The organism is Bacillus andreraoultii (assembly GCF_001244735.1).
GTDB lineage: Bacteria > Bacillota > Bacilli > Bacillales > Caldibacillaceae > Caldifermentibacillus > Caldifermentibacillus andreraoultii.
The window spans coordinates 567,914-590,184 of record NZ_LN868937.1 but is presented as its reverse complement, the minus strand read 5'-3'; the positions used below and the strand labels follow the sequence as shown (position 1 = coordinate 590,184).

Sequence of the window (22,271 nt, the reverse complement as noted above, 5' to 3'; positions counted from 1 at the left end):
TCATCACCAACTTTAATAATGATAATCTTATTATAGAACATAAGTTCCTGTATATCAAATAATCAACAACTAACTTTAACAGAGCCAATCGTTTAAACGAATGGATTCCTAATAATATCATGGATTGTATATCTGGAACATACCAAACAAGCTTGGAAGTTTTGAAAATGATAAATGGACTTAATGGGATCGGATATATTGCACATATCAATAGTTCAGATATCTTTAAACCCGACTTTCTAAGCGGCGGATATAAAAATCATTTGTTTAATTCCATTAACAATAGATTACTAGGAGTATCTCATTTAGATAAAATTCCTACTGTGAAAGAAAATTTAAAAAAGTATACCAATAAGAGTTATAATTTTGTATTAGACGAGGATTCACATAGTTTAGATACCTTAGCAACGAAGCCCCTTTGGGTGAAAGGACAAAAAATTGATTTTACAATGCTAAAAAATGCAATTAGAGATTTTGAGATTTCGACAGAGTATGAGGAACCGGAAAAGCCCAATGTTTTTATTAAAGGTATAGTAGTTAAGGAAGGGGGATTCCTTTCTGGAAAAGGAGGAAAGGGAGATTTTAGTTTATCCTTTTCTGAATCCCTTAATTGTTTTATAGGCGGTAGGGGTACTGGAAAAAGCACTGTTTTAAATACTATTAATTTTGTTCTTTCCCAAAATGTCTACGATGAAAAAACCTTGGAAAACATTTGCAAGCAAGGCAGAGTTTGTGTTATTTGCTCATATAATGGTGAGGATTATTATATTTTATTTAATACGCCAAAATTCGATAAAAAGCAGTTCACTTCAATTTTAGGTTATTTTAGCAATGACTTCGACAATTATAAATACGATAAGAGATTTATATTTGATAGAAATAAAATTAAAGAGATAACATTAGATAAATATATTCAAATCTTTAAAAAATCAACCGATCAAAACCAATTATTTATTGAAGAAGTAACAAGAGAAAAGAAAAGACTTCTATCAAACTTTTTTTATAAAAGATATTCCGTTAATGAGCTTGTTAGGACTTCTAGTTCAGATGAGATTACTAATTTTATCCGAGAAATGTTTTTTAAAAATGAAGTATTATCTGAGCGAAGAAAAGTTGGAAAAATTACTACCTTTAAAGGTTTAAAACTTAAATACAATGAAATACCGGCAATCTTAAAAGACCGCAAGATAACTGTTCATAATGCACTTGACGACTTTAACGCTAACCATGAAAATAAGTTAAGAATCATATACCATCAAAATAGTATCAGGAATTCAATGCTTAGCTGGGATGAGATTTTAAAAGTAAAGATGCACGATCCGGATGATTACTTTGAAAAATTCAATATAAAGATTTCAGATTTAATTGAATATCTAAATGTTTTAAGTGAAAAAACCGACCCTATAAATGCTTTTCTGTTATTCGGAGAAAAGAATTTTAATAAGATATTAGAATTAGAAAATGTAAAGAAATATACTACTTCTCTATCTCAAAAACAAATCGAATCAGATATAGGTGAATTGTCGAAAAAAAACATTAACAAATTCCTCAGTATTATACACAAAAGAGTTTTGGAGAACGGAATTCCTTATGCTGTTGAACTAATAAAAAACTACTTACAGGATTTTGAAAAATTTGATTTAGAATTTAATATAAATAATATGGAAACAAACAAAACAGTTGGAAAAATATTTAAGAGTGTAAAAGAACTTTCTTTAGGTCAAAAAGTAGTTGCTATGTTATCATTTATTCTTTCTTATAGTGATTATTCAAATGATTATACGCCCCTAATCATAGATCAACCTGAAGATAATTTAGATAATAGATATATCTATAAAAACTTAGTTAGCGATTTAAGGAAAGCTAAATCAAAAAGACAAGTTATTATTGCAACGCACAACTCTACAATTGTTACTAACTCAAAAGCAGAGCAGGTAATTGTTATGGAGTCTAATAATAAAAATGGTTGGGTGGAAACAACGGGATATCCTACTGAAAAATCAATTTTGAATCAAATAATAAATTTACTTGAAGGTGGAATTGAGTCCTTTAAACACAAACAGTTTTTATACCAAGATGTATTAGAGCGAGATTGAAAACAACCAAAAAAACTATTTACCTTGTGTATTTGTATCTAGCACTAAAAAATGGTAGGCCAGTCCAGAGTATGCGCAATTCAGTATATCCACCTGCCTACATTGAGTGGCGAATTCGATAGCCTCGTATGCCTTGTAAATCCTATGGCTCGTTACTTTTCATAGGATTATGTCTACAGAAGACACCCGCTACTTGGCAATGAAACTTTATGTATTTAAAAGAATGTAATTCAGCGTTAAGTTGTAAAAAGCCGTGGGATTAATAAAACCCGCGGCTTTTTACATTTTTTATATTACGATTGAATTATGATTGTATATTTTATAATTTGACTTAGCCCTTAATAAAGCAATATTTGTCAATTATGCTCATTTACTTCCTCTATCTCTTGCCTCGAGTACACTAAACATTTCATTGCAATTTTCACTGAAGATAGTGGTTAGGGTATATAGAATAGAAATATGTTTATAAATCATCTCTAAATACAATAATCGAAAATATTCACATAGGCTTTCGTTCTTATGCTCATTATTCAACCAAAACACTGCTATACTAGCCAGAATTGCTCCAAATTGGTAAAAGAAGAGAAGAGATTATGATTTTGTATCTATATCATCTGAAAGGAGATTTAAAATCTTCTCCTCGCTTAACTGAAGTTTATAAGTGACATTCACTCCATCTTCTTTAAGTGTATTAAAGAACTTCTTACTAGCTTCGATTTTATATTCCTCGACTCCCCTTAGATCATCTTCTTTTTCAACTCCCTTACTCTCTATAATTAAGTTTATTGACTGATTTCCATTCTCATCTGTTAACACGTACATAAAATCTGGACTTGTTGTGCCTCCAAAGTACATTGGTACTTTGATAGATCGACGGGGGATTTTCCCAAATACTTCTACACGTTCAATATTTGAGTATTGGATATTTTCCTTTTCAATTGTTGAATCATACACAAATCGATCATAAAGATAGTTTTCAGGTAAAGAATTATTAGATTTGAATACACCAATATCAGCTTGAGCTACTACATCTTTTGGAGTACCATCCTCATTTGTTAGTGCAGTCTGGCCGCTGACATCACTCAATTTTCGAAACGTGTATCGAGATGCAAACTCCTGAATAAACCAGCTTTCAAAGTTAGTAATAAACATTTGAACGGAGCGATTAGTTGGTGAAATTTCTTGATTAGTTTCTTTATGGAATCTAACGATTTCTTGATGTAATAATGGAATCGGAAGACAAGTCCGATTATTTAGTTTCCTTAAAAATTCCCCATAGCCTATTTTTACATCGAAAACAGTAAATTCACCTTCATATTCCTCTTTCAAAATAATTGAACTGCCATCAGAAGTAATTGTTTTCTTTTTAAAAGAGGATATTTCATGTTTGAATAAATCCGGTGATAGACTAGCTCTAATCCCTTTACGGATTACATCTTCTGAAACATCCTGAATGTCCACCATGTAATTTTTATTAATTTCATTCCACAAGTTTTTTATCTTTGAAAAGTTCTCCTTACGGATACGCACTTCTTCAGGCTTTCCTTTCGTTACTTTACCAGCTTTCAATCCCACTTTAAAGTCAGGGTATGCTTCGTAGAAATTATTGCGATTTTCTTCAATGATATTATATTCTTCATCGATAAATTCATTCGCCATTAATATACCAGCTAATACAGCAGGTTTCTTATCTAATTTCTTTGCAACTTGATCTAACAAACCTTTAATATTTCTGTAATTTACAATGTCTTCGTTAATTTCGTTATATAAATTTTCTGCAAATTCTCTCTCGGTGTGATCAACAAGGTAATTTAGAAAAAACGAATCTTCACCGGGAGTCGCCCGAACACCAAACTCATTTACTGGTAAACGTAACCCTCGGCCAACTTCTTGTATTTTTGAGTTTTCGCTTCCTGAACTACGAAGTTTTGCTATTGTAAAAATGTTTGGATTATCCCAGCCTTCCCGTAAGGTCCATTTCGAAAAGATAAATCGACGAACATTCCAGCTGCCATCTTCATTCTTGAATGATAATAAACTTTTTTTATCACGTAATATTTCTTCCACTTCTTTTTGAATATCTTCCTCTTTTATTGAATTGTCTTTAGAAAAGTATCCACCATTTGTACCTCGAATATTTTCAATACTAGCTTTCAAGTATTGCAAATATTCTTGTTCTACATCTCGTAATTTTTCTTTGCTCTCATACTTGTCTATGAGTCCCTTAACTTTTAAAGTAAATGTTTCATGGAAATATTTTCGCAACTTTCCATCTGAGCCATCCTTTAAACGGAAGCTTTCAGGAGAATCAATAAAGAATAGAGTTAATGTTTTATATCTTGGTGATTTAGAAATGAAATTTTCCTGCTCTTTTTGCAAGTGTAAGTCAATTGCTTGATTCACCATCAATTCTTGATAACTCGTCGTAAACACTCCGGCAATTAAAGAATCCCGAACCGCTAAAACTTTATCATTATTTAGTCGAATACCAACTAAATCATTAAGTTCTTCCTGCTTGCCTATATCTTCTATAAAAAGATTCCCGAAAGACTCATCAAGTCTACTTAAATTTTCCCCAATACTAATATCATAAATAGCTTTTGTCTGCTCATTTCGAAAGCGAGCTTTTTTAGGTCGTTTAGAAGTTAAACTTACGAGCGTAAAACGAGTTTTATTAGGATTCTCGAACTCAGGATAATAGACAGATACCCCTTTAACAAGATCACGATTAAAGGCCTCCGCAGAAGTTAAGTTATATACTAAGTTTTCGTAATCTCTTTTCTTATCTTTATTAAGAGGGAACGTTGCGCCAAAACGTATAACTGCCAATGGCTTCAAATACTTTTGTATAAAATTCCATGATTGATTAGAACGGCTAAACTTGTGTGGTTCATCTAAAATTACAATTGGACGAGTTTTTGCTAAAGCATCAACAGGACGAGTGGTTCCACCTAACATTGTTTGATCATAGTCATCTCTATATAAAGTTGAGTATTTTCCTGTTTTAAGCATACTCATACCAGTTAAAAAACAAAATACGTTATTCTTTGCAAAAGCATCGCCATCACAGAATACATTTACAGATCGTGGAGGATAACGCCGACCTTTACTATTTTGATTTTGTGGGTCAAGTACGGATAATTCCAATTTTAGATTAGAAAACTCTTCATAAAGCTTAATATGTTCTTTAAATTCCTCAGATTGTAAAAAAGCTTTTGTTCCTTCTTTGATAGGTACACTAGGAGTAATAATTATGAATTTATTAAATCCATATTCACGTTTTAATTCAAACATCAAACGTGAATAAACATACGTTTTTCCGGTTCCAGTTTCCATCTTAACGTCAATACCGAGAGGAGGATTGTCTTCTGTATACTCTAACCGAGAAGGTGTGCGTAAAATAGGATCAATCTTATTTCTCTCCTGAATTGTAAGAATGTTTTGGTTGATGATTTGACGAGTAAAATCGTCCTTGAAATTAAATATTGGATTCGCCGTTGATGACTCGCGAACTAATGGGACGTTTTGAAATACATCTACAACGGACTGCAAAGCTTCTATTTGATAATCTAATTCTTGTAATTGCACTTTATTCCACCCTCTTTTCTAACGCTATTCCCTTACGAGTGCGCAAAGCAATATCCAATTCACGCAACACTTCAAAATTCATTGAGGGAACAAACACTGTTACATTTCTGACATCTAGCGTTTTGTTGTCAATCATCTTTAACAACTCAACTACATTATTTGAAACAAGGGCTTCATTAATTAGATATATTCGTTTTCCATAATAGTAGGCTATGTAGTCTCCTAAATCTATTTCAACAGCCTTAGCTAATCGACCATATCCATCTCGTAGCAACCACGTAGTAAGCAATGTCTGAATCCCATCGACACCTTTGTAGTCATATTTTGCGATATGACCTTCAACATCTATTCCAAGTGTTGTTTGCTTAGATATTTGTTCAGAAAAATCAACAATTTTATCTAGTGAAATAGTAGGAGCCTTACGGACTACGAAAGTTTGGAATCCATAATCGATATCTTTCTGAGTTTCTTCTTTGATTTTCTTAGCAGCTCTACGAATACGCTCACGTCCTAATTCATCTAAGGTTCGATATCCATCTTTATAAGCAGGTTTATCGTTAGGTATTTCTTCTGGTAGCTGAACCATAATGTATTGGCGATTTAAATTGTCTTTTGCATTCATTCTCATTACTGCATCTGCAGTTGTAGCAGAACCAGAAAAGTAATCTAGAATTATCATATCCTTTTTTGCGGGCGCTATTTCCAGCACTCGCTCTAATAAACTAATTGGTTTTGGAGTTTCAAAATATTCACTCGTACCAAAATAATCCTCCAACTCTCTAGTTGCACGAAATGAAGTATATGCTTTAGACTGCCATAACGTCTTTTGTGGTTCTGTTTTACTCCGTTTTTTTTGGTAAATCTGAATTTTCCCTTTGCTATCGCGCTTCGCAGTTAAATTATGAAACTCGACACGAGCTTTTTCTCCCTCGCCTTTACCCCAACGCCAAACACTCTGAATTCCATTAGTTTTAGCAGGGTAAACTTCTTCCCATCCTTCTACAGGATCCAAAGAGATTGGCATAAACCCATTTTCATCAACTTCATTAGTATTTACATAAAATGGGTAATACAAGTTCTTACGGTTGGTGATATTGAACTTCTTTGCATTTCGATTTCGTAATCCTTGTAAATTGAAACCACCGTACTCGTCATAATAGTCAAATGTCATGTCAGCCTTCGGTATCTCACGTAATTGGACCAACTCAGCATTTTTAGCATATACATACAAAGTCTCATGTGTTTTAGCAAAGTATCCATAGCGGCGACCTTCTGTCTTAACAATAACTGTATTATTGGCGAGCATATTGCTTTCTCCAAATATTTCATCTAATAACAACTTTAAATTTGCCTGTTCATTATCATCAATACTAACGAACATCACACCAGTTTCTCGTAATAATTTATACCCAAGTAATATTCTTGGATACATAAATGTTAGCCACGCTGAATGGCTACTACGACCATGTAAATCCAAAATTCGTTGAGCCTTTTCCTCATCACCGACAATTTCTGTTAACTTTTCTAAACTGAATAAAAATTCATCGGTATAACTAAAATCATCACTTCCAGTATTATATGGTGGGTCAATATTTATATATAGTTATAGTGTAGTAGATGTTTCCAATACCATTGTTTTATCTTTGAATACAGTATTTAACGTAAACAAAAAAACACCTTTTCTAATTTGAAAAGGCGGTGAAAATAATTCAATATTTATATGATTTTTCAAGCTGTTTTTTCAAATCCTTATTTTCCTCATTTAGCTTTTCGAATTTCTCCTTCCACAATTCATCCTTTTGATATTGTTTAATCTCTTTCTCTAATTCTTTTATTTTCCGTTTTTGTGATTCGATGATCACGTCTTTCGCATCTTTTGATTGCTTCTTTTTGGTAGGTGATTGACGATATTTTTCAATTAACTCTCTTATTTCATCGTATTTGTAAAGAAAGGATTTAGACACTCCTGCTCTTTTAGTAACGGTATAAAAGTTAATTTTCTCTCCGTTTTCAATCATTTTATTTATCGTTTCGATAACTGTACTCTTTTTTATTTCTGTTTTTTCTTTTGCCATTGAAACAATTTTGCTTGTATTTTTCACTTTACGCACCTCGCTTTTCAATAGAGGCAATGATTTTCTCTAAAGCATCTACTAAATCTTCGTTCACTTGCAGAACACGTTCAAACCCATTTATTTTAGCCATTTCTGCATTGGTCTTAGCTTCGGATAGTTGGTATTTGAATAGGTCAATGTTTTTAGGATCTGGCTTAAACATAGCACAAGTATAACAGGCATTGGCATGTGTACATTTGCCCGATGATAAAGGCTTTGCACATTTTCCATTCGGAAGTGGAATTTCAACTTTATCTTCATCATTAATTTGAATAACAGCTTCTTTGTTGCCTATGTTTTGAATCATTTGGTCTTGATAATTTAGAAGGTCTTGCATGGCATCAGTCATCGTTTCTTCAAGTATTTCAACATAGTGACGGATCGCTCCTAACGATCTTTGTCCCAATAGGTTTCTTATGACGTTTGTTGACATTCCCATATTAGCGTATTTAGTGGCTACTGTTCCTCGGAAATGGTGAGACTTTATTCTTACTAAATTACCACTGCTATCACGAATATCATATTTCTTCATCAATTGATTTAAGTGATAAGAGAACGTGTCTTTACTAATTGGTCTATCGGCATCTTGCATAAAAATGTATTTCACTTGTTTGCCAAATTGTTCTTGACTATGTTCTTTCGCCTTTTTAACTGCTAAAGCTATATCTTTTTTTATTGGAACTCGATTCCAGTCCTGTGTCTTTTCCTGAAAGTATTCAAGAATATCATCATTTTCTGTATCTTTTTTTAGACAGTCATTTTCAAGGTTACAAAGTTCGCTAATTCGCATACCAACATTTTGTATCACGAAAACCATTCTGGCAATTTGAACAGGTAAATGCTCTAAATTTTTGTTTATTTGAGTAAGTACACTGTCTTCATAAAATTTAGGTAGAACCTTATATTTTTTCTTCACATCATCGGTAAGAAGCAACGTTTGTTTAGGAGCTTCATCCCATCCAAACAGGGTACACGTTTCAAAAAAGGTTTTTACTGCACCGATTCTTGATGATTGCGTTCTTGGCTTTAAGTTGCTATTCAAATTGATGTAACCAAGAAATTCCTCAATGATAGTACGATTCAATTGTGTCAACGATTGAATTTCAGGATAGTTGTCGTTAAGAAACTCTGAGAGAAAATTAATTCCCTTTAAATCATCTACACACGTAGAATACTTCTTGGTTTTTAGCCTCTCTAACGTGTATTTCTTTGCTATGCCCTTTATCTTTTCTTGAACAATTTTTTCAAAAGAAATAGTGTATCGTGGCCTTGAAGGATCAAATCCCTGAATTTTAAAAGGTAGTTCACGAATATCCCATTTATCTTTGTCAAAATAGTTCTTTGGTTGATCTGATTTGCTATACTGTTCATGGATAAATTTATGCATATTCTGAAAGAACCTCATATATGTTGTCGGAGTCTTATATGTTTTGTATTCCATATCCTCTGACAAGGCGTTATTCGTTTCTGTATGTGTTTTATACCCGTTGGAAATTAGGAATTGAGAAAAAGATTGTGTTGATTCCCCCAACTCTAATTCAATAAAACTATCAATCTCTTTCAAATGTTCATTCATAAACTGAATGGTTAGGTTAATTCCACCAACATCTGTCACAAAGGAAGTTATTAATCTTTTCATATTTTCAATGTAATATTGGCAGTAATATTTAATTTCATTAGAAAGTACGTCTTTTTTCATATCCGTAAAATCAATTGTGTGCTTTCTATTTACAATAAAACTCTTTTGATTTTCATTTAATTCAACGAATTGTGGATGTTTTGTCAAATCCCATATATCTTGTTTGTAATAGTCTTGCAGGGGAAAGGATTTAAAACTCTTTTTTTGTTCCAGTACATTATTAAGCATCATGAAGTAAGCTCCTTATTCCCATCTTGTAATTTCTCAATAATTGTTTCAAGGTTCTTTTTAACCTCTTCATTCGTTTCAACTTGTCTTTGCCACCCTTGCTGTTTCGCATAGTCCAGAAGGCTACAAACATTTTGATAATGCTTTTGGTGAACAGGGAGGAATTCCTTGCTTGTTCTAAAATCTCCGCACGTTAAGCATGAATTTCCATGTGGACATTTCCCCATTGCCACTGGAAGAGAACACATTCCATTCGGAAGCATTTGAGCATTAATAGACTTTTTTAGCCACTCCACTTTAGCAATATCATCAATATCCATAGATGAATCAATATGAATAGGCATGGATTCACCTTTAATGTTAATGAACTCTTTATGGCGTTCAATTCTTTGTCGATCTTGAATATCAATATAGGAAGATGTCATTTCGATTGAATCGTGATGTAAAACCTTTTGGACAACAGATGAAGGGATGTCATGTAAAATCATCGTTGTCGCAAGTGTGTGACGGTAATCATGCGGTTTAAAATGATACAATGTGCCGTCAGGATTTTGGATTCCTAATTCCTTAAACCATTCCTGCATTTTTTCTCGATAAAGCCCTGATGGATAACATTTAAGGTCAGAGTGAGGGAAGATGTATTTTGTTTTCTTCCCATGATTCTTAATCATCCTCTTATTTTGTGTTTTCAATAAATCATAAAGTGATTTAGGAATTGGATTCATAACTTCCTTACGCATTTTTTTTGAATAAAAGCGAATAAATATCCGTTCTCGTTGTCAAACAGTTTATTCAACTTAATCGAACAAGCCTCGCTTACCCTCATTCCAGTGGAATATATGAGTAAAAACATACAAGCCTCTTGCATCGGGATTTCATTTAATACACTAAATATCTGCTTGATAACACTTTCGTCTACAGCTTTATATGAATGTTCTCTATTAACTGATTTAATGTCATTTGAATAAAAATGATTCATCGTTAAATCACCAGAAACGATTAAATACTCCACAAATTTGCTATCGACAAAAATACTGTCATTAAAGGTAACATTTTTTAAGTCTTTTTTATCTATTTTTTGAATGAACCTTTCAACATCACTTCGACTCATTTGTGTTATTGGCTTATCTTCTAAGAAAGTAAGTAATTCCCTAATGTATTTTAACTTTGAGATTATAGTAGAGATCGCCTTATCCGTTGTTGTCATGAGGTATTTCATATATTTCTTGGCAAGTTTACGGTTCAATTCATTCGGTATAGTGTGAAAGGAAATTGTCTTCATTTTCTTACTTTCGATTAATCTTGAACTTTCAATTCCCATTTGTTCTAATCTCCAAATGTCCTTATCAAATGGGTTAGAACCATTATAGAGATCCATTACGAACAAATAAGCTCGTTCATATATTTTTAGAGAAGTAGACTGTCCATGTCTTGAATGTGTAACAGCGACACCAATACTTTCTAAATAGTTTTTGAAGTCTTTTTTTAATTCTAATGAAAATTTTCGAAGAGAAAGGCTGTCATGAGTTGCTGATTCTATATTTAAAAAATCAATAAAATGTTGCAGTGGGGTTAAATATGAATTTAAGGCATTATAGGCTATATCCTTTGACAATATTTCTTGAAGATAATGCTTTAGTTCCAACCGTACAGGCATTCTTAACTTACTAAAGTCAAATATCGTTGACCTTCTTCTGTTCACCTTTAATCGTACCCTGGCATCTGGATGTTCTTTTATATTGATAACGTCTTTCTGAAAGAAGAAATCTAAGGAAGGTAACTTATTCAGATTGGTTGCTGTCATTTGAAATCCCCTTTTTCTCATGATATTCATTTATTTTCTTTTTCTTATGTTCATCTGACAAGTGGGTATATACGGTTGTTGATTGTACGTTCGTGTGTCGCAATCTATCCTTAATTTCAACCAAATCCCAACCTGATTCTGCTAATTCAGTGCCATGTCCATGCCTGCACATGTGAGGATGCACGTAAAATCCAACCTTCTTACTCAATCGGTTGAACAGCTTTTGTATGGTAATAGACTGCATCGGTTTGCCTTTGTTTTTCCCTCGTAAATTAACGAATAAAAAGTTGGTATCAACATCTACAAGTTCTTCCACAATGTAGTCTGTAATGTACTTCATCACATAAGGAGGGACATACAACTCGCCTTTTGCCTTATTTTTAACCTTAGCCCCGTTTTCAAGGTTATCTCTTGGCTGAACCTTAATTTTATTGTTAAACGGTTCTATGTCCTCAATAAACAGTCCAAGAGCCTCACTAAGCCTTAGACCACCCTCAAAAAGAACGGCGATTATAGCCTTATCCCTGATCGTGTAACAGTGTTCCAATAATTGGTTATACTGCTCTCTTGTAATAGCTTCTACTTCCTTTTTCTCGGTTTTACGGTGAAGTATATTTTTCCTTATTAAGTTGGAATTAGGGATTAGTTCATGCAGAAAACTTTTGAATTGTGGATTCATTCTTTGTTCTTTATATACGTCTAATTCAGGAAGCTCATTTCCTCTTGCCAAAAACTCGTAAAATCCAAGTACACAATCGACTATAATGTTGATAGTTTGGTTGCTTCGCTTCGGTTCAGGCGGTGATAGATATGATATTTTATCATTTATGATGGTTGGATTTTCTAACCAACTTGTAAAGTTCCCTAATATCTCTATTGGGTTATTTCCTTCGGAACTGATTTCATCATAAGAAAGCCCAATCTCATTCAGGTACTCAAAGTACGATTTAAGGTGATAAGCGTAATTTTTTAAGGTGTTTTCTGCCATATCCTTATTATCAAGAAATTTTAAATATCGTTTGACTGGCTCGATTACATTAAAGTCATTGTCTAAAAGAAGGTAGCGATATTGATTGTTACCAATGTCAATTTTTTGAACCTTCATGCATTCACCTTCTTAAAATATGTATTTTAGGTATTTTAAGTCCTTTATATTATTTTATCACACAATATACAAAAAAGGATAAGCATTATTACTTATCCTTTAAAAAGTTGGAGATTCAATTTATTTAGCTTTTACAATATTGTCTTCAATCTCATTTATTGTTTCCCAAACGGTGTTTACCTTCTCTACAATGCGGTGCTGTTCTTCGATAGGAGGAAAAGGTAAAATAAGATTACTTAAACCTGTGGCATTAACATTAGGCTGTCCAGTTCCTTTTGCTTGACTTACAATTTGATCCCAATACAATTTACTTTCAAGAAATCGTTTCACATACTTAGGATTTACTCCATCCATAAGTTGAACCCTTATAAGATATGATGCAAAGACAGATAGGTATTTTGCATCTTCAACTATGAATGATTTCCCTACGGTTCCACCTGTACGAGCAATAAGGATATCGTTATCTTTGAGATCATACTTTTCAATAGACTTTTCTTCGATTTCACAATAAGGTACATTATCCCAATTCACTGCATCATCCTGAATATCGGTGATTCTAACCATTCTTACGCCTGTATTTTTATCGGTTGCTGATGCTGTATAGCCATAGTGTATCACTTTACTTAAATCACCAAGTTTAACCCAAGTCCACCCTTTCGGTAGTTCGTAAGGTTTCTCTTTTTCCTCAATAGGAGACAATGGTTTTGATTTTCCGATGACCTTACTTTTTACCAATTTCTCTTTTTTCGCTTGAATGTTTTCAAATAATATATCGGCTGATTCATCTTCTTCATTTTGTGGTACTGATAGTCCTTTCAATGCATCGTCTAACACCTTTTCACGAAGGTTTTGGATGTTTCTCTGCTGAAATTTAACCTCATTCTCTAATTGATCACAAATGGAAAGTAAATCTTCAATCTTTGTTACAATACGTTTTTGTTCGGAGAGAGGTGGCAATGGAACAATCGTAGATTCAATTGTTCTTAAAGATAATTTGGGTTGGGCTAATTGATTATACCCTTCACGAAATTGCTTTTGAATCAACTCAGATGATAATAAATATTTCATATATATTAAATCCACCAATATTGGTGTAATTTTACATGCATTTTCAGTTAAACTCATTTCATTTAGTTCTTTTGGAATTGTACCCACTCTGCCAATTGTTCCTGCAATTGTTAAATAAAGATCATTTGTGCTGATTGTATAATTTTTAATTTGTTGAAATACCACTTCATCAATATACTTTAAATCTTCCAAAGAAACTGTGCCATTTTTCATATCCGTTACCCTAATATAAACGTGTTCTGTCGCTTGTTCGGAAAAAGAATAACCTTTTGGAATCCTTTTTCCTCCTTTGACAATACTAATGTCACTTAACCGAACCCAAATCCAACCTTTCGGCAATACATAAGGAATATCATCTTGTTCAATAGAGGAGAGAGATTTTTGTTTTTTAATTATTTTTCTTTCGATTAATTTTTTCTTCTCCGCCTGTATCTGTTCAAGCAAGATAGAAGCATCTTCATCATCATTGTTTTGAGGAACTAATTTACCACGCATAGCTTGCTCTAAAACTTTTTCTCGAATTCTTGAAATGGTAGTCATATTTGCCCTCCTTACAATAATTTACTTTCTAATGACTTCAATAGGCTGACGACCTTTGTTTGTGATTGATTTAATTCTTGTATTAAATCTAATGCTGATTTATTAGAATAATCTTCGTGATTTAAAAACGGATTGTGGAAACTAAGATTATAATTAGCTTTTACAACATCTTCAACGGACACTTTCCATGCATATTTAGTTTCTTCACGATTTCCCCACCAAGACTTTTCAATTTCAAATTCTGACTTCTTCAAAGGGCGTGTTTTGGAGTACCGAGCATATCCTTCTGGAAGTGGGTGTTCAAAGTACCAAATTTCCTTTGTAGCTCCTGTTTTTTCAAAGAAAAGCAAGTTGGTTGCTATCGAAGTATATGGTGAAAATACACCTTCTGGTAAGCGTACAATTGTATGAAGATTGCACTCTTCTAACAATTTTTGTTTAATAGCTGTTTTTCCTTTTTCATCACCAAAAAGAAAACTATTTGGTAAAACGACTGCAACACGACCATTTGCCTTTAAACGATAAAGAATTAAAGACATAAACAAATCCGCTGTTTCAGAAGATTGTAAGGCTACAGGAAAATTGTTTTGTATTATACTTTCTTCCGTTCCACCGTAGGGAGGATTCATTAGAATTACATCGTATTTGTCTTCATCTTTATAATCCCTAACGTTTTTAGATAGGGAATTGTCATGCAGAATATTAGGTGCATCGATATCATGCAAGATCATATTAGTAATAGCAAGAAGGTAAGGTAATGGCTTCTTCTCAATCCCTAACAAATTCCTTTGTACAATTTCTTGATCTTCTGGGGTTTTAATTTGGTCATTCATATAATTTAAAGCAGATGTTAAAAATCCACCTGTTCCACATGCAAAGTCAGCGATTTTTTCTCCTACCTTCGGTTGCAACATTTCTACCATGAATTCTGTGACGGCTCTTGGAGTATAAAATTCTCCACTTGAACCCGCACTTTGAAGATCTTTTAAAATATTTTCATAAATATCGTTAAAAGCATGACGGTCTTCATTCTCAGTAAAATCAACTTCGTTTAATACGTTAATAACTTGGCGAAGAAGAGTTCCGTTTTTCATATAGTTATTTGCATCTTCGAATACATACTTTACAATCGCTTTTCTCTTTTCAGTATGTGCATCTACTTCTATTGCTTTAAGTGTTGGGAATAACTTGTTATCTACAAAATCTAATAAATCTTCTCCTGTTAATGCTTCTCCATCTTTCTCGTCAATTGCCCAATTTCTCCAACGGCATTCTTCTGGAAGAATCGATTCGAAATCATCTTCTTCAAAGTCCCAAAACTCTTCTTTTGCATCATATACTTTCAGGAAAAGCATCCAAACTAATTGAGAAATACGTTGTGCATCTCCATCAACACCTGCATCTTGACGCATAATATTTTGAATTCTTTTAACTAATGTTTCAATGCTCATAATACTTCCTCCTATTCTGTTTCAAACGTTCTGTCTTCTGGTGTGTAGGTAATCCTTATACTTGCGGATTCATTTTTTAGTAGGTCGTTGATTTTATACAATACAGGGTGAAATGTGTATGTGCCTCGATCAATCCTTGCAAGTAGACCAACTTCATTCATTTTTAGTATTGCGTTATCAATCGTTCCTTTACTTGTTTCTGCCTTTTTCGCCAATTCTTTTTTCATAAAGGCATTTACGATGATTTGATTTTGTCCATTAAGATATGGAAACATCTCAAACAATATTGGAGCTAAATTTCTCCTAAGACCATGAAGAATTAATATATCTTCAAGAAATGATTGAACCTTTAAAAACTCTGCTCCTTCTTTCATAAGAACACCTCCACCACGCAGAGTTTATACACCAAATTTAGTGCATAATATACATTTCTTTTATAATATAACAAATACAGAAAATAAACAACTGTAAATTGGTTGAATAATGTTGAACCAAAACAGTAATAGAGATACAAGAGAGCAGGGGAGGTGATTAAATGAACCGTTTCAAAGAGTTATTATCATTAGCAAATGAATATTTTGAGGGGTACACGAACGAAGAGGCAATGAATATTCAAAAGAGAATTCAAATATCCTATGAGGATGATGAAATCGGTGGTTCTCAATATGACTATTTAATGGGCTTAGTGACTGTATAAACCAAAGAAAAATGCTCCTGATAAGTAAGGAGCATTTTAAGCGTAAATATTTTTCTCTAACTCTTTCATCGCTTTAATATATTGTTTTTTCCCACCGAACTCTTTAGCAATTTTCATCGAATTCCCGAATTGGTCAAATGGCTTGAATTTCAATATTTTTACATCTTCGAATTCAAAGCGACCTTCATCTTGATATTTGTCTAAAATCGCTTCTATGACGGCATTGGCTGTTTCAGAATACTTGGAAAGGTAATCATCCTTTTTAGCCTTCTTCGCCCTTTCAGAGCGTGTTAGGGGCTTCTGATCGAACGCTATGTGGCATATCAAATCAAATTCATCTAAATCTTGACCAACTTCATCTTTTAACGCTTCTAATAAGACACCACGTTCTTTTAATTCATCAATAATGGCATCTTTTCTCTCTTCACTATTCCAACGCTTTATGAAGTCATCGAGAGTAGCGAATTCTTGCAAAATCCCTTTCTTCGAGTAATCTTTAAGACTTTCTGTAATAAGTTTTCCGTCAACATCGTAGTACATAACACGTTCGTTAATCACCTTGACAGAAGCATCTTGGATATAATATTTAGTGCGGCCAGAACCACCTTCGCCATCGTCACCGCCATTTTCGCCATCACCATCACCACCATTTCCATCATCAGGTGGAGTTGGTGGTACAATGTCATCTCCTTCTTCTGGATCATAAATTTGGACAGGTTCTCCATCAAACTCAGGATCAGCGAATAAACGTGATACGTTGCGGAAATCCATGACCGTAAAGTATTCCTTGCCGTATTCAGGTTTAAGCCTTGTACCACGCCCAACAATTTGTTTGAACTCTGTCATACTGACAATATGACTGTCTAACACAATTAACTTACAAGTTTTACAATCCACTCCCGTTGTTAAGAGTTTCGATGTCGTAACGATGGTAGGGTAAGGACTATCCTCGTCAATAAAATTGTCCAGTTGTGCTTTACCTTCTGGATTGTCTCCTGTAATTCTCATTACATATCTTGGATCTTCGGCAACTAAATCCGAATTCTCGTTGACAAGAGCTTGTCTCATTCGTTCTGCGTGGTCAATATCGGTACAGAAGACAATTGTTTTTGCAAATCTATCCGTTTTCTTTAGGAATTCAGTGATCTTTTTAGCGACAAGTTTGGTTCGTTGTTCTAATACAAGATTTTTGTCAAAATCAGTTAAATAATATTCACGATCTTCTACAAGATGACCGTATTTATCCACTTGTCCTTTCGTTGGTCGATACCCTTCTAAATCCCTATCTAAGCCAATACGAATTACCTTGTATGGAGCTAAAAATCCGTCTGCAATCCCCTGTTTTAACGTGTAGGTATAAACAGGCTCCCCAAAATAATGAATATTGCTTACTTTTTCAGTTTCGGCAGGAGTTGCCGTTAGACCAATTTGCGTAGCTGATGAAAAGTATTCTAAAACTCTTCTCCAACGAGATTCTTCTTTTGCTGAACCTCTATGACATTCATCTACAACAATTAAATCAAAAAAGTCAGGGCTAAACTGTTTAAATATCTCTAATTCATCTGTATTACCAGATAATTGTTGGTACAATGCCAAATAAATTTGATAGGAACTGTCCATTGTCCGATTTTCAACTTTAGTCATGACATTACCAAACGGTTTAAAATCATTCGTCATCGTTTGATCGACCAATATGTTACGGTCTGCCAAGAACAAAACCTTTTTCGTTTGCTTTGATTTCCATAAACGATGAATGATTTGGAATGCTGTGTAGGTCTTCCCCGTTCCTGTGGCCATAACTAACAACACTCTGTTTTGACCTTTAGCAATAGCTTCAACAGTACGGTTTACGGCAATTCTTTGATAATATCTTGGTGTCTTGTCGCCTTCGGCAAAATAATATGGTTCAGTGATAATTTCCTCTTGTTTATCATTAATTCCATGAAAATCTTTATAACGTTTCCATAATTCATTAGGAGAAGGGAATTCGTGCAATCTTAATTCTCTTTCTTTTCCAGTGAGCATATCATGTTCAATAAACCCATCCCCATTTGACGAATAAACAAAAGGAATATCTAAAATATCTCCATAGTTAATGGCTTGTTGGAGTCCACTTCCTATTGAGTGTTTATTATCCTTTGCTTCAACGATTGCTATAGGAAGATTAGGTTTATATGACAACAGGTAGTCAGCTCTTTTTCTTTTACCTCTTGATGTCAAATTCCCCCTGACAATAACACGACCATCGGTAAATGTGTATTCTTCTCTCATTTGCCTATGAATGTCCCAACCACTTTGTTCAATGGCAGGGGTAATAAATTTAGTACATATGTCACGTTCGGTTAATTTTTTCTTATCCAAAAGAGTCATCCTCCTTTCATATTGATTATAGTCTATTTTCGTTTAAAACCACATAAATTTTTCATTTATCAGGTAACTCTGGATTCTTTATTCTACTTATTTCAATAGGAATTAATTACTATTTTAGGTTCTATGATTGAACAACACATTAAATTTAATCCTCCAACCAATTGTAAAAGGGAAGATCACGTTTAATTTTTTCCTCACCACTGGAATTCATATTTTCATAGTCCTGATTAGTTAATTCGATTAATCGTTTGCTTTTCTTTTTAGGCAATTTAATCGGTATGGTAGATGGATTCCAATTTTCACGAATTGCCTTTTTAATGAACCCATCTGGATTTTTTACCTTCGTTGCTGATTGTTGCATAATCAGGAGGATTTCTAAAGTGCGTTTTATTCCCACCATTGAAAGAATGTCTATAATCTCTTTTGATGGCATTGTCAATGTCACAGCTTGGTATGCTAAATTAATTAATTCGCCATCATCATCCTTATTCTTCTGAGTATCGGTTCGAGATTCATTTGTTTGGATAGTAGGGTTTATTTCTTCTTTTTTCGTATGAGATAACTGTAAATCGACCTCTGGAATTCTCCAACCTTCTTTATCACTTAATCTATAAGCGTTTGGAAACTTCCCTGCTCTAAGCCATCTTTTTATAGTTTCTTCATGCTTTCCATAAAATTTTGCTAATTCTCTCACTGAATACTCTTTCAAAAGGCATCACACCCTCTTAACTGTTCTAATATCTTACTTACTATTTTATTGCAATATGATGTTGTTGTAAATTAGATTTGTTGTTGTTGTAAAAAAGAGAGTAGTAAACAATAACTACTCTCTTTTACCTAATGGAGATTATTTTGATAGTGCATTGTGTTCAAAATATTCATCAGCTATTTCTGGAAGTCTTTCATAATTCAAATTTTCCCAATTAATAAGATTCGCTGTATCTTTTGACAACACAATTCTCGCAACTAACGCATTGTCTACATTTCCATAAGCGTCTACCAAAGGTAAATCCCATAGGAGGATAAATTGTGATACTTGTTCATCTTTGAATATTTTTTCGGAAATTTTTGCAGAGTTCATCAAAATTTTGAATTTTGTGTTACCAAAGCTACTGCTATCTGCTAACAAATTTGCAGTAATAATTTTATTATTAGAATCACCTGATTCACCATCTTCTTGAATAGAAAGCGAAATAATTCTTTCTTGGTTATCATTATTTGTTTTTTCTCTTACGACACTATGAATGATGTTTTTAAGATCTTCCTCAGAACTAATCGTTTTAATTTCAGTATCATCAGGATTGTTTGAGTAATTACTATTAGAACATCCTAATAATAAAAATGGGACTACAATTAATAGCATTAATACAATAAGCCACTTACTCTTATAAAACGGCAATCTTTCTTGATCCATTTTGACTACCTCCTTGTTATAGATTCCTTATATATTAGATTCAATAAAGAAAATAATAACAAAAAGAAGTATGATGATGTCTTACTCTTATACAGGAAACATGACAGTTCACCTATGTTATGCGAATAACCATGTTTTTTCGAGAGTTATTTAGTTTTCTTTTTTCATTTTGTGATTTAAAAGAAAACGAGAGTTCAGTTTTTAGTATGAATAAGATTTACTACATTGTATTGTTGTTGTAAATCAGAAATGTTGTTGTAAATACGGGGAGTGTTGTTGTAGTAAATGAGGTCATTTAGAGGTCTACTTTATGAAATTAAATTGTCAAACATCATCTTAAAATACTTAAAATACTCTTCTATAAATACTCCTATTATCTGATCAAACTTACTCTTAAAATACTTAAAGTACGGTATCTTAATAGACTATGTATAACAATATAGATAACGTCAATTTGATTTTCATACGAATGGCGTAAGTGTTTTAAAACATGTAAATTATCTCCAATGTAATACGTATTTTTACTATTCAGATCCTGTTCCATTCTATCATCAATAAGTGGCGTTACAACTGTATCTGTTTCAACATCCGCTAGTAACTTTGCATATTCTTTTCCCACGAAGTTCAAAGAGAATGTTTCCATTGAAGACACTATACTTGCGTTATCAAGATACTCCTTGAACCGTTCAAATTGAAATGCTCCTTCATGGTCAAAAAATTGCGGATATTGGTTCTTCAAGGTTCGTAATTTTTCGTTTGATTCCAATTCTATATTTTTTTCCATTGTATTTCCCCCTATTATTAAAAACAGAACTCGTTATGTGTTGGTTATCAAATTAAATAGAAACCAATTAACTGCCTTAATGGAAGTAGACATATAACAATAGTTATTATATTTACTCCATCTTCTATAAATATAGCATGATTAACTCAATTAAGCTTTGCCTCAGCGATTTCCTTTGAATATAGTGTTACTGCAACTTATTGTCCTCATTTTCCTCTACAGAGCAATTACTCTGTTATTTTCTCTGCTATGAATCTCTTCTTTGCTCTAACAAGCGTAGACACAGAAATCCCAGTCATTCCTTCCACCTGTTTATAAGAATGATTCTCTAGTAGGGATAGGGCATGATTAATTTGCTGCCTTGAAAACTTCCTCGGTCTTCCTTCACGAAAATCGGGATTCTGCTTTGCTATCATTTTCCCTTCTTGAGTTCTTTCTACAATCATGTCTCTCTCAAACTCCGCAAATGCTGAAAAAATCGTGAAAATCAATCTACCGGTAGGTGTATTTTCAATAATTCCCATATTTAATACATGAACTTTAATATTCCGATTGAATAAATCTTGGATAATTTCAAGAGCATCTTGTGTACTTCGAGCAAAACGATCTAACTTTGTAACAACTAACGTATCCCCTTCTTGTAACATCCCGAGTAATTTCTGAAACTTTGGCCGTTTCTTACTTGTCCCAGTAAACTTTTCCGAGAATATTTTGTCACAATTTTCCCTCTCTAGCTGTTCTATCTGTACTTGTAAGTCCTGATGAATTGTGCTGACTCTTGCATATCCATATTTCAAGAAAAAACACCTCTTTTAGTATATTTAGGAGTTGCACTTATGAACATAAGTATTGATTATGCTCTATATCCTAATATTACAGTACTTGAATTTCATGTTCAATACTTTGAAGTTTTGATTATCTATATGGTATTTTTTATAATTTACTTTAAAAAAACATTCGTTAAATTATAGTATAATACTTTTAATTAGTTATCCTTCTCTATAAATAGCGTGTTTTAAAAACTTTTTTGAAAAACTCTTGAAATCTTAATATTTTATGATTATAATAACTTATAAATTAAATATTATTTAAGCTAAGAAACATTAGTTTATCTCGGATAAAAAGGGAAAAACCCGATGAGATAAGTTCAAATGTCATAGTATTTGCTATGCGTTTGAACTTTCCATCGGGTTTTTTTGTTTTTCCAATGTCCTCTTTGCACTAATGACAAATCAATTTTATAATTTAATTATTGGTTAAAAAATATTAACTATAAGTTAAATTATTTCTCTAGAATAAGTGATTGTTAAACTAACGTATCACTGCGGGAACAGTTCCATCGTTCTAACGCTATAACTGACGCTGTTGCAATT

General features: G+C 33.0%; 14 protein-coding genes and 2 pseudogenes. 2 read left to right on the top strand and 14 right to left on the bottom strand.

Annotation, left to right across the window (positions count from 1 at the left end; genetic code table 11):
• Positions 1–92 precede the first annotated feature (92 nt).
• Positions 93–2,096, top strand: a pseudogene (locus BN2144_RS08025) (Spaf_1101 family AAA-like ATPase); the annotation flags it as partial.
• A gap of 591 nt (positions 2,097–2,687) precedes the next feature.
• Here the strand turns inward: BN2144_RS08025 and BN2144_RS08020 are convergent.
• The 9 genes and pseudogenes from BN2144_RS08020 to BN2144_RS07975 all read right to left on the bottom strand — a co-directional run bounded on the left by BN2144_RS08020 (position 2,688) and on the right by BN2144_RS07975 (position 16,007).
• Complete coding sequence (locus BN2144_RS08020; protein WP_033827766.1) at positions 2,688–5,684, bottom strand: type III restriction-modification system endonuclease; 2,997 nt, start codon at positions 5,682–5,684, stop codon at positions 2,688–2,690.
• 1 nt (position 5,685) lies between these two features.
• Positions 5,686–7,275, bottom strand: coding sequence for a site-specific DNA-methyltransferase (locus BN2144_RS08015; RefSeq protein WP_230199777.1), 1,590 nt, complete (start codon positions 7,273–7,275; stop codon positions 5,686–5,688).
• A gap of 118 nt (positions 7,276–7,393) precedes the next feature.
• The gene (locus tag BN2144_RS08010; RefSeq protein ID WP_050632256.1) at positions 7,394–7,786 is read right to left on the bottom strand and encodes a DUF6262 family protein; all 393 of its coding nucleotides are present in this window, start codon (positions 7,784–7,786) and stop codon (positions 7,394–7,396) included.
• Position 7,787: 1 nt separating this feature from the next.
• Positions 7,788–9,668, bottom strand: a complete 1,881-nt coding sequence (locus BN2144_RS08005; protein WP_033827765.1) for a tyrosine-type recombinase/integrase — start codon at positions 9,666–9,668, stop codon at positions 7,788–7,790.
• A pseudogene (locus tag BN2144_RS08000) lies at positions 9,665–10,533 on the bottom strand (tyrosine-type recombinase/integrase). Before BN2144_RS08000 ends, BN2144_RS08005 begins: the two are co-directional and overlap by 4 nt.
• A 913-nt stretch (positions 10,534–11,446) precedes the next feature.
• Positions 11,447–12,574, bottom strand: coding sequence for a tyrosine-type recombinase/integrase (locus BN2144_RS07990; protein WP_033827762.1), 1,128 nt, complete (start codon positions 12,572–12,574; stop codon positions 11,447–11,449).
• Positions 12,575–12,694: 120 nt separating this feature from the next.
• A complete protein-coding gene (locus BN2144_RS07985; protein WP_050632255.1) occupies positions 12,695–14,182 on the bottom strand; it encodes a restriction endonuclease subunit S in 1,488 nt (495 codons plus the stop codon).
• A gap of 11 nt (positions 14,183–14,193) precedes the next feature.
• A complete protein-coding gene (locus tag BN2144_RS07980; RefSeq protein ID WP_033827761.1) occupies positions 14,194–15,633 on the bottom strand; it encodes a class I SAM-dependent DNA methyltransferase in 1,440 nt (479 codons plus the stop codon).
• A gap of 11 nt (positions 15,634–15,644) precedes the next feature.
• Positions 15,645–16,007, bottom strand: coding sequence for a hypothetical protein (locus BN2144_RS07975; RefSeq protein ID WP_033827760.1), 363 nt, complete (start codon positions 16,005–16,007; stop codon positions 15,645–15,647).
• A gap of 161 nt (positions 16,008–16,168) precedes the next feature.
• On the opposite strand from BN2144_RS07975, the gene BN2144_RS19875 reads away from it, so the two are divergent.
• Positions 16,169–16,330 carry a hypothetical protein gene (locus BN2144_RS19875; protein ID WP_154665498.1) on the top strand — a complete coding sequence of 54 codons (162 nt, stop codon included), beginning with the start codon at positions 16,169–16,171 and terminating at the stop codon, positions 16,328–16,330.
• A 36-nt stretch (positions 16,331–16,366) separates the two neighbouring features.
• Here the strand turns inward: BN2144_RS19875 and hsdR are convergent, their stop codons facing one another.
• From hsdR to BN2144_RS07950, 5 genes are all read right to left on the bottom strand, one after another.
• Positions 16,367–18,691 carry an EcoAI/FtnUII family type I restriction enzme subunit R gene (gene hsdR / locus BN2144_RS07970; protein WP_033827759.1) on the bottom strand — a complete coding sequence of 775 codons (2,325 nt, stop codon included), beginning with the start codon at positions 18,689–18,691 and terminating at the stop codon, positions 16,367–16,369.
• A 154-nt stretch (positions 18,692–18,845) separates the two neighbouring features.
• On the bottom strand, positions 18,846–19,409 hold the full coding sequence (locus BN2144_RS07965; protein WP_033827758.1) for a helix-turn-helix domain-containing protein: 564 nt from the start codon (positions 19,407–19,409) through the stop codon (positions 18,846–18,848).
• A gap of 138 nt (positions 19,410–19,547) precedes the next feature.
• Complete coding sequence (locus BN2144_RS07960; protein ID WP_033827757.1) at positions 19,548–20,114, bottom strand: hypothetical protein; 567 nt, start codon at positions 20,112–20,114, stop codon at positions 19,548–19,550.
• Positions 20,115–20,487: 373 nt separating this feature from the next.
• Positions 20,488–20,898 carry a hypothetical protein gene (locus BN2144_RS07955; protein WP_050632254.1) on the bottom strand — a complete coding sequence of 137 codons (411 nt, stop codon included), beginning with the start codon at positions 20,896–20,898 and terminating at the stop codon, positions 20,488–20,490.
• 227 nt (positions 20,899–21,125) lie between these two features.
• The gene (locus tag BN2144_RS07950) at positions 21,126–21,695 is read right to left on the bottom strand and encodes a recombinase family protein (RefSeq protein WP_033827756.1); all 570 of its coding nucleotides are present in this window, start codon (positions 21,693–21,695) and stop codon (positions 21,126–21,128) included.
• Positions 21,696–22,271: the final 576 nt, after the last annotated feature.

Bases quoted from the DNA above. Each gene is read 5' to 3' on its own strand.
- BN2144_RS08005 (WP_033827765.1), bottom strand. From the start codon at position 9,668: ATGATGCTTAATAATGTACTGGAACAAAAAAAGAGTTTTAAATCCTTT.
- BN2144_RS07990 (WP_033827762.1), bottom strand. From the start codon at position 12,574: ATGAAGGTTCAAAAAATTGACATTGGTAACAATCAATATCGCTACCTT.
- BN2144_RS07985 (WP_050632255.1), bottom strand. From the start codon at position 14,182: ATGACTACCATTTCAAGAATTCGAGAAAAAGTTTTAGAGCAAGCTATG.
- BN2144_RS07980 (WP_033827761.1), bottom strand. From the start codon at position 15,633: ATGAGCATTGAAACATTAGTTAAAAGAATTCAAAATATTATGCGTCAA.
- BN2144_RS07975 (WP_033827760.1), bottom strand. From the start codon at position 16,007: ATGAAAGAAGGAGCAGAGTTTTTAAAGGTTCAATCATTTCTTGAAGAT.
- BN2144_RS19875 (WP_154665498.1), top strand. From the start codon at position 16,169: ATGAACCGTTTCAAAGAGTTATTATCATTAGCAAATGAATATTTTGAG.
- BN2144_RS07960 (WP_033827757.1), bottom strand. From the start codon at position 20,114: ATGGATCAAGAAAGATTGCCGTTTTATAAGAGTAAGTGGCTTATTGTA.
- BN2144_RS07955 (WP_050632254.1), bottom strand. From the start codon at position 20,898: ATGGAAAAAAATATAGAATTGGAATCAAACGAAAAATTACGAACCTTG.